The sequence below is a fragment of the Burkholderia sp. Ac-20349 genome, assembly GCF_017104865.1.
Taxonomy (GTDB): domain Bacteria; phylum Pseudomonadota; class Gammaproteobacteria; order Burkholderiales; family Burkholderiaceae; genus Burkholderia; species Burkholderia aenigmatica.
This window is the reverse complement of sequence record NZ_JAAGPM010000215.1, coordinates 1-9,347: the sequence shown is the minus strand read 5'-3', so window position 1 is coordinate 9,347 and position 9,347 is coordinate 1. Positions and strand designations below refer to the sequence as shown.

The 9,347-nt window shown below is 68.0% G+C and carries 7 protein-coding genes; all 7 read left to right on the top strand.

Annotated elements, in window-relative coordinates:
• The coding region (peaA, locus tag G3N61_RS36410; RefSeq protein ID WP_205824812.1) for a quinohemoprotein amine dehydrogenase subunit alpha at positions 1–1,535 on the top strand (1,535 nt) is incomplete at its 5' end.
• A gap of 71 nt (positions 1,536–1,606) precedes the next feature.
• Positions 1,607–3,037, top strand: a complete 1,431-nt coding sequence (gene peaB / locus G3N61_RS36405) for a quinohemoprotein amine dehydrogenase maturation protein (protein ID WP_089453578.1) — start codon at positions 1,607–1,609, stop codon at positions 3,035–3,037.
• Between the two features lies 1 nt (position 3,038).
• Positions 3,039–3,362, top strand: a complete 324-nt coding sequence (qhpC, locus tag G3N61_RS36400) for a quinohemoprotein amine dehydrogenase subunit gamma (protein ID WP_014900223.1) — start codon at positions 3,039–3,041, stop codon at positions 3,360–3,362.
• A gap of 28 nt (positions 3,363–3,390) precedes the next feature.
• Positions 3,391–4,509, top strand: a complete 1,119-nt coding sequence (gene peaD, locus G3N61_RS36395; RefSeq protein ID WP_205824810.1) for a quinohemoprotein amine dehydrogenase subunit beta — start codon at positions 3,391–3,393, stop codon at positions 4,507–4,509.
• Between the two features lie 45 nt (positions 4,510–4,554).
• The gene (locus G3N61_RS36390; RefSeq protein ID WP_205824809.1) at positions 4,555–6,273 is read left to right on the top strand and encodes an AMP-binding protein; all 1,719 of its coding nucleotides are present in this window, start codon (positions 4,555–4,557) and stop codon (positions 6,271–6,273) included.
• A 483-nt stretch (positions 6,274–6,756) separates the two neighbouring features.
• The gene (locus G3N61_RS36385) at positions 6,757–8,988 is read left to right on the top strand and encodes a TonB-dependent siderophore receptor (protein WP_089453541.1); all 2,232 of its coding nucleotides are present in this window, start codon (positions 6,757–6,759) and stop codon (positions 8,986–8,988) included.
• A gap of 59 nt (positions 8,989–9,047) precedes the next feature.
• On the top strand, positions 9,048–9,347 hold a 300-nt coding region (pnuC, locus tag G3N61_RS36380; RefSeq protein ID WP_205824807.1), incomplete at its 3' end, for a nicotinamide riboside transporter PnuC.

Here is a 9,347-nt window from a genome sequence, read left to right as displayed (position 1 = left end):
CGCTGGCCTCGGGCGCCGCCCAGGCCCAGGCCCAGGCGCCGCGCGACGCTCACGCGATCCTGAGCCAGACATGCGCGGCGTGTCACGCGGCCGAGTCGAAGGATTCGTGGAGCCGCATCAGCCATCAGCGCAAGACGCCGGAAGGCTGGCTGATGACGATCGCGCGGATGCAGACGATGCACGGCCTCACGATCAGCGACGACGAACGACGCATTCTGGTGAAGTACCTGTCGGATACGCAGGGCCTCGCGCCGTCGGAGACGAAGGATTTCCGTTACGCGCCCGAGCGCCGCCTGAACACGCAGGAGACCGTCGGCAACGAGGAGTTCAAGCAGATGTGCGCGCGTTGCCACTCGGCCGCGCGCCCGCTGCTGCAGCGCCGCCCGGTCGCCGAATGGGACAAGCTCGTGAACTTCCACCTCGGGCAGTGGCCGTCGATCGAGTATTCGGCGATGGGCCGCGACCGCGACTGGTTCAAGATCGCGCTCACCGACATGGCGCCGCTGCTCGCGAAGGACTACCCGTACAACAGCAGCGCATGGACCGCGTGGAAGCAGCACCATCCGCCCGCGACCGCGCTGGCCGGCACGTGGAGCTTCGGCGGCCACATGCCGGGCAAGGGCGATGCGTACGGCACGATGACCGTGAAGGGCGGCGCGGGCGACCGCTTCGACGTCGAGCTGAAGGGCCGCTTCGCGGACGGCAGCCCGCTCGTCGGCACCGGCACCGCGACGCTTTATACCGGCTACGAATGGCGGGCGAGCGTGAAGGTCGGCGACACGACGATGCGTCAGGTGCTGATGGCGAGCGACGGCACGCTGCGCGGCCGGATGTTCGACGATGCGCACGACGAACGCGGCCTCGACTTCAGCGCGGCGAAGCTCGGCAACGCGCAGATCGTGGCGGTGCAGCCGGCTTACGTGAAGGCGGGCGAGGAGACCGACGTGACGATCGTCGGCGCGAACCTGCAGGGCACGCCTGCGTTCGGCACGGGCGTGACGGTTGCATCGGTGCTCGAGCGCACGCCGGAATACCTGCGGGTGCGCGTGAAGGCCGCCGACGGCAGCGCGGCCGGCGCGCGCCGGGTGAGCGTCGGCGCCGCGCATGCGGACGGCTTCGCGGTCTATCGCGAGATCCACGACGTGAAGGTCGAACCCGACTACGCGGTCGCGCGCATCGGCGGCAACGGCGGCTCGACGCCGAAGGTCGAAGGGCGTTTCGACGCGGTGGCATGGGGTGTCGACGGCGCGGGCAAGCCGTTCCGCATCGGCGTCGTGCCCGCGCAATGGTCGGTCGCCCCGTTCGACGATCAGTCGAAGGGCGATCGCGACACGCAGTTCGCCGGCACGATGCAGGCGTCGACCGGCATCTTCACGCCGGGTAACGCGGGCCCGAACCCCGCGCGCCGAATGGGCACCAACAACACGGGCAACCTGAACGTCGTCGCGACGGTGACGGACGGGGCACGCACGGTGACGGGCACCGGGCGCATGATCGTCGGCGTGCAGCGCTGGAACAACCCGCCGCTGCCCTGACCGGTCCGCCTGTCCGCACGCCGGGCCGCGACGCGGCCCGGTCCGAATCCGACGAACGCAAGGAGAATCCGATGAGCGCCATGCTGAACGTGGTCGAACGCAACGTGCACGAAGTGCGCGTCGACGACGAGCGCCTGATGTTTCATGTGCCGAGCAGCTCGCTGTTCGCGGCCGATCGCGTGACGGCCGACATCATCGACGCGCTGCGTGCGAGCAGCTGCACGGCCGATGAGCTGTTCGCGCGGCTGGCCGGTCGCTCGCCGCACGGCGAACTCGCCGAGACGCTCGGCGAGCTGATGGCCCTCGAGGTCGTCAGCGACGGCTCGCCGCTCACGCCCGAGATCGCGGTGAAGCGCGTCGAGCGCACCGCGATCGACACGGTCGTGCTGAACGTGAACACCGGCTGCAACCTGAGCTGCACGTATTGCTACAAGGAAGACCTCGACACGCCGTCCGCGGGGCGGCGGATGGACATCGACACCGCGAAGGCGTCGGTCGAGATGCTGCTGAAGGAATCGCCCGACCTGCCGCGCTACACGGTCGTGTTCTTCGGCGGCGAGCCGCTCAGCAACCGCAAGCTGATCGAGTGCATGGTCGAGTATTGCGAGCTGCGCTTCGGCGCGCTCGGCAAGCAGGTCGAGTTCGTGATGACGACCAACGCGACGCTGCTGACCGAGGAGGTCGTCGACTGGCTCGACGCGCATCGCTTCGGGCTGTCGGTCAGCATCGACGGGCCGCGCTCGATCCACGACCTGAACCGCCGCACGGTCGGCGGCGCGGGCACCTACGACGTCGTGCGCCGCAAGGCCGAGATGCTGCTCAAGCGCTACCGCAGCCGCCCGGTCGGCGCGCGCGTGACGCTGACGAGCGGCGTGACCGACATCGAAGGCATCTGGGATCACCTGTTCAACGAACTCGGTTTTGCGGAAGTCGGCTTCGCGCCGGTCACGTCGGGACAGCTCGATACCTTCAACCTGCAGACCGATGAACTCGCGCAGGTGTTCGCGAACATGAAGGCGCTCGGCCGGCGCTACCTGGCCGCCGCGCTCGAGAACCGCAACATCGGCTTCTCGAACCTGCACCAGCTGATCACCGATCTGCACGAAGGGCACAAGAAGTCGCTGCCGTGCGGCGCGGGGCTCAAGATGCTCGCGGTCGATCACAAGGGCGACCTGAACCTGTGCCACCGCTTCACCGGCTCGGCGCTGCCGACTTTCGGCAACGTGCATGAGGGCGTCGCGCAGGCGGAGCTCAACGACTTCCTGTCGCAACGCCTCGAGCGCAGCGGCACCGGCTGCGAAACCTGCCGGATCCGCAACCTGTGCTCGGGCGGCTGCTATCACGAGAGCTATGCGCGTTACGGCGACCCCGCGCATCCGACCTACCACTACTGCGAGCTGATGCGCGACTGGATCGATTTCGGCATCGAGGTCTACAGCCGGATCATCGCCGGCAACCCGGCGTTCATCGACAACCACATCACTCCGCGCAAGGCGAACTGACATGAAACATCTGAAGCCGCTCAACAACAAGGCGAAAAAGCTCGAGGAGGCCGTGCAGCAGGATCGCCTCGAGGAAGTCGTCGCGATGACGTCCGTCGCGGGCTGCACGTCGACGACCGACCCTGGCTGGGAAACGGACGTGTTCGGCGGGGTCGCGTCGCTGTGCCAGCCGATGGAGGCCGACCTGTACGGGTGCTCCGACCCGTGCTGGTGGCCCGCGCAGGTGCCCGACATGATGAGCACCTATCCCGACTGGAACAAGCACGCGACCGATTCGGGCGCGGACTGGCGCCAGCTCGGCAGCGTGTTCCCCAAAGACAAGTGATCCACCCGGCACCGATCAAGGATTCTCCATGCGATTCACGACACCCCTGAGCCGCGCGCTCCTCGCCGCCGCGCTCGCCTCGGCCGCGTCGCTGTCGGCCGCGGCCGACGGCCCGCTGCAGGCCGGCCACGAGTACCTCGCCGTCACGAACTATCCGAACAACCTGACGGTGATCGACACGGGCACCGACAGCGTCGTCAAGACCTGCTCGCTGCCCGACGCGTTCGGCCCCGGCACGATCCAGATCAGCCCGGACCGCACGCGCGCCTACGTGCTGAACAACCATTACGGCGACCTGTACGGTGTCGATCTCGATTCGTGCAAGACCGTGTTCCATGCGGAGCTCGCGGAAGCCGGCAACGAGCGGGCGCGCGCGATGTTCTCGATCGGGCTGAGCCCCGACGGCAAGGAGATCTACAGCGTCGTCAACCCGACGAAGCTGAACCGCGACAGCTACGAAGTGCAGTCGCCGCGCCTGCAGGTGTACCGCACCGATGGCGGGCTCGACGCGAAGCCGGTGCGTACCTTCCCCGCACCGCGCCAGACGACGATGCTGCAGGCCGCCGACGACGGCTCACTGTTCGTCGTCGGCGCGGACATCTACCGGATGAACGCGCAGACCGGCAAGTACGACGTCGCGGTGCCGCTGCGCAACTGGAAGCGGCCGCTGCACGGCCAGCCGGATGTGCTGTATGTGTGGCCGCAGCAGCGTCCGCAGCATACGTTGAACCTGCTCTATACGGCCGATCGCTTCAAGGACGAGAAGAAGGACCCGGCCTCCGCGCAGACGATGTATGGCTACGTCGACATCGACCTGAAGACGGGCAACGCGACGGTCAAGGATTTCACGCCGGTGACCGAGGTGTACTTCACGGGCGGGCTGTCGCCGAAGGATCCGAACGCGATGTACGGCGTGCTGAACCGGCTCGCGAAGTACGACGTGAAGAACGAGAAGCTGGTCGAGGCCGCGCCGCTTGATCATTCGTACTACTGCCTGTCGTTCAATCGTGAGGGCAGCAAGCTCTACCTCGCGGGCACCTTCAACACCGTCGCGGTGTATGACGCCGATACGCTGAAGAAGCTGAAGGACATTCGCGTGCCGGGCGGCGACATGGCGATCACGACCGCGCAGATGTTCACACGATGATGCACGCGCCGGCCCGCGGGCCGGCGCGGCCGATCAGGAGACACCATGACCACCGCCATCGCCACCGGCGCGCCGCTCGACGGCCTGTCGATCGTGCGGGGCCGCACCGACGTGCCGCTGTCGGATGCGACCGTCGCCACTCTGCTGCACGACACCGCGTCGCGCTTTCCGGCGCGGCCGGCCGTCGTGTTCCGCGAGCAGGGCATTCGCTGGGACTGGCGCACGTTCGCGCACGAGATCGACGTACTCGCGGCCGGCCTCGTCGCACTCGGGATCGAGCCGGGCGACCGCGTCGGCATCTGGTCGCCGAACCGCGTCGAATGGCTGCTCACCCAGTTTGCGACCGCGCGCATCGGCGCGATCCTCGTCAACATCAACCCGGCGTACCGGCTCGCGGAACTCGACTACGCGCTGAACAAGGCCGGTTGCCGCGCGCTGATCGCGGCCGAGCAGTTCAAGTCGTCTAAGTACCTGGAGATGCTGCAGGCGCTCGCGCCGGAACTCGCGCATTGCGCGCCGGGCGAGCTGCATGCCGCGCGGCTGCCGGCGCTGCGCATCGTGATCCGGATGGGCGATGGCCGCACGCCGGGCATGCTGTGCTACCCGGACGTCGTCGCGCGCGGCCGCGACACGCTCGATGTCGCGCGGCTCGATGCGATCGGCGCGACGCTCGCAGCCGCCGATCCGATCAACATCCAGTTCACGAGCGGCACGACCGGCAGCCCGAAGGGCGCGACGCTCACGCACCGCAACGTCGTCAACAACGCGCGCTTCATCGCGATGGCGATGCGGTTCAGCGACCAGGACACGCTGTGCATCCCGGTGCCGCTGTATCACTGCTTCGGGATGGTGCTGGCCGTGCTCGCATGCGTGTCGACGGGCGCGGCGATGGTGTTCCCCGGCGAGGCGTTCGACCCGGTCGCGACGCTTGCGGCGGTGGCCGACGAACGCTGCACGGCGCTGCACGGCGTGCCGACGATGTTCATCGCGGAGCTCGATCATCCGGAATTCGCTCGATTCGACCTGTCGACGCTGCGCACCGGGATCATGGCCGGCTCGCCGTGCCCGATCGAGACGATGAAGCGTGTCGTGTCGCAGATGCACCTGTCGGAAATCACGATCGCGTACGGAATGACGGAAACGAGCCCCGTGTCGTTCCAGAGCTCGACCGACGATCCGCTCGAGAAGCGCACGACGACGGTCGGCCGCGTGCAGCCGCATCTGGAGGTGAAGATCGTCGATCCGGACGGGCGTATCGTGCCGGTCGGCGCGACGGGCGAGCTGTGCACGAAGGGCTATTCGGTGATGCTCGGCTACTGGGAAGACGAAGCGAAAACGCAGGAAACGATCGTCGACGGCTGGATGCACACCGGCGACCTCGCGACGCTCGATGCGGATGGCTACTGCAACATCGTGGGCCGGCTGAAGGACATGGTGATCCGCGGCGGCGAGAACATCTATCCGCGCGAGATCGAGGAATTCCTGTTCCGCCATCCGAAGATCCAGAGCGTGCAGGTGTTCGGCGTGCCCGACGCGAAGTACGGCGAAGAGCTGTGCGCGTGGATCGTGTTGCGCGCGGACGAGCAGATGTCGGAGGACGACGTGCGCGGGTTCTGTCACGGGCAGATCGCGCACTACAAGATCCCGCGCTACATCCGCTTCGTCGACGAACTGCCGATGACGGTGACGGGCAAGGTGCAGAAGTTCGTGATGCGCCAGCAGATGATCGACGCATGGGGGCTGAAAGCCGCCGATACCGCGTAGTACCGGACGGGCGGCCGCCGTGCCGCCCGCTACGCGGCGACAACCACCCGCCGGGCGGCTTTCCCTGCCGCCCCGTCCGCCCGGGGTAAAATGCGCGCCACGCCGCGATGTCGCGCGCGACGGACATCCGCCGTTCCGACGAACGGCGCACGCAAATGCCCGGCGCCCGCACCGGGGCGTTCGAAGCGTCCCCCCGCATGACAAGACCGCGCGAGGCAGCCGGCCGCCCGACAGGCACGCGATCCACGGATCGGCGGCTGCGGCGGCGCCCGGCGCGTCGCCGGCCTCCGATGCCCATCCTGCGCTTTCCCGACCGAACGGCACGCATGCGCCGGATCGTCCGATTCGTCAGATGAATGTCGTGCCGATTTGCCGACGGTGTCCGGCGGTTCGCCGGGATCGTCGCGGGTTCACGCGCGGGCACGCTTCGCAATGGGGTAATGGTTTCGACAGGGTCGAGTGGCGAGTTTTCCATCCAGAACAATGACGGTGAATAGAACAACAGCGTCGCCCGCACGGCGGCGGCGCGCGAAGGTCGGGCTTGGCGTCGGTCTCGGCATCACGCTTTTCGCGGCACAGGCCGCCGCGGCGCAGGGCGACACGCCGGCGCCGGACGCCGAGGCAGCCGGTAGCGCGACGCTGCCGACGATCACGGTGAGCGGCGAGCGCGGCAACGCGCTGCGCGCCCGCAACGCCTCGGTGGCGGGGCTCGACGACACGCCGCTGCGCGACACGCCGGCGTCGGTGAGCGTCGTCACGCGCGCGCAGCTCGACGACCAGCAGGCGAAGCGGCTGAGCGACGTCGTGCGCAACGACGCGTCGGTCGTCAACGACTATGCACCGGTCGGCTATTTCGAAGGCTTTGCGATCCGCGGTTTTCCGGTCGATCTCGCGAGCGCGATCCGGATCGACGGGCTGACGGTGTCCGGCGAGCAGAACGTGCCGCTCGAGAACAAGGAGCGCGTCGAGATCCTGAAAGGGCTCGCCGGTATCGACAGTGGCGTCGTCGCGCCGGGCGGCGTGATCAACTTCGTGACGAAGCGTTCGGCGAACGTCGCGAGCGTGACCGGTGGCGTCGACAGTCGCGGCTCGACGTCGGCGGCCGTCGATCTCGGCCGCCGCTTCGGCCCCGACAACCAGTTCGGCTTCCGGGTCAATGCCGCGAAGGAGAACATGCACTCCTACATCGACGGCACCAACGGGCGGCGCACGTTCGGCTCGATCGCCGCCGACTGGGACATCAGCCCGCGCGCGAGCCTGCAGCTCAACGCCGAATTCCAGCAGTGGATCCAGCGTTCCGCACCCGGCTACCAGCTGCTCGGCGGCACCGTCGTCCCGTCGATCAAGACGACGTCGAAGGCGCTCGGCACGCAGCCGTGGGCGAAACCGGTGACGACCGACGCGCTGAACCTGAACGCGCGCTTCGACTACCAGTTCAACGACGACTGGAAGGCCTATATCGCCGCCGGCCGCAGCCGCACGATGATCGACGACAACAGCGCGTTCGCGTACGGCTGCTCGTATGCGGCGAGCTGCGCGGCCGGTGCGACGTCGCCGTTCTTCTTCGGCGCGAACGGCGACTATGACGTCTACGACTTCCGCAGCCCCGGCGAATATCGTCGCAATGACGACCTGCGTGCGGTCACGACCGGCAAGTTCGCGACGGGGCCGCTGCGGCACGAGCTGACGCTCGGCGTGAGCGTGCAGCGCCGCGTCGTGAGCATGGCCGACGCCGTGTACGACTACGTGGGCAGCGAGAACATCTACGGGCCCGACACGACGTTCTCGCCGTCGCCGAATTCGCCCGGCCCGTCGTATCCGCGCCTCGACGCGTGGCAGTACGGTGTGTTCGGGCTCGACCGGATCAGCATCGGCGAACACTGGCAGGTGCTCGCGGGCGGCAAGGAAGTGCTGCTGCGCCAGCGTAGCTGGAGCAGCCTCGATGGCGACGCGACGCATACCGACCGCTCGGTATTCTTGCCGCAGGTCGCGCTCGTCTACAAGCCGGTGAACGTGCTGTCGCTGTACGCGTCGTACAGCAAGGCGCTGTCGCTCGGCGACCAGGCGCCGGTGCGCGCGACCAACGCGTATGCGTTCCTGCCGCCCGTCGAATCGCACCAGATCGAGGTCGGCGCGAAATACGACTGGCTTGATCGGCTGAGCCTCACGGCGGCCGTGTTCTCGATCAGCAAGCCGTTCCAGTTCGCCGACCCGGACCCGTCGGGCACGAGCTACACGTTCGTGCAGCGCGGCACGCAACGGCACCAGGGGATCGAGCTCGGCGCGGCCGGGCGCGTGACCGAGCGGCTCGGGCTGACGGCCAGCGTCGCGGCGATTCGTGCGCGTGCGTACGATTCGGGTTCGCCGGCGTACGAAGGGCACCAGATCATCAACGTGCCGGCGCTGCGCGCGTCGCTGTATGCGGACTACGCGGTGCCGGGCGTCGCGGGGCTGAACGTGCTGGGCGGCATGGAGTACAGCGCGGCCCGCAATGCGAACGAGGAGGGCACTGCGCGCGTGCCGTCGTGGTTCGTGTTCAATCTCGGCGCGCGCTATACGACGAAGATCGGCGGCCATCGCACGGTGTTGCGCGTGTCGGTGGACAATCTGTTCAACAAGTTCTACTGGCGTGACGCGGGCGAGCAGCAGGGCGATGCGTACCTGTTCCCGGGTGCGCCGCGCACCGCGCGCGTGTCGTTGACCTATGATTTCTGACCGTCCGGAACCGGCTGCGTGACGCGCGGCCCCGGCAGCTAACCTGGAGAGCACAGACGATGTCCCCACTCGAAATCGCCGGCGTGATCGTCAGCGCGCTCGCGATCTGGCTGACCGCGAAGCGGCGCATGCTGTGCTGGCCGGTCGGGCTCGTGTCGGTCGCGCTGTACGGCTGGATCTTCTTCGACGCGAAGCTGTATTCGGACATGCTGCTGCAGGGCGCGTTCGCGGTGCTGCAGGTGTACGGCTGGCAACGCTGGCTCGCGCAGCGCGCGAGCGAGGCCGATGGCGGCGCGGCGCCGGCGGGCGACGTCCCGCCCGTCACATCGGAAGAGCGTCGCGTACGGAAAGAGGGTAGG

What these genes read in the sequence shown, in the direction of transcription:
- peaB (WP_089453578.1), top strand. Translation starts at nt 1,607, where the DNA reads ATGAGCGCCATGCTGAACGTGGTCGAACGCAACGTGCACGAAGTGCGC.
- qhpC (WP_014900223.1), top strand. Translation starts at nt 3,039, where the DNA reads ATGAAACATCTGAAGCCGCTCAACAACAAGGCGAAAAAGCTCGAGGAG.
- peaD (WP_205824810.1), top strand. Translation starts at nt 3,391, where the DNA reads ATGCGATTCACGACACCCCTGAGCCGCGCGCTCCTCGCCGCCGCGCTC.
- G3N61_RS36390 (WP_205824809.1), top strand. Translation starts at nt 4,555, where the DNA reads ATGACCACCGCCATCGCCACCGGCGCGCCGCTCGACGGCCTGTCGATC.
- G3N61_RS36385 (WP_089453541.1), top strand. Translation starts at nt 6,757, where the DNA reads ATGACGGTGAATAGAACAACAGCGTCGCCCGCACGGCGGCGGCGCGCG.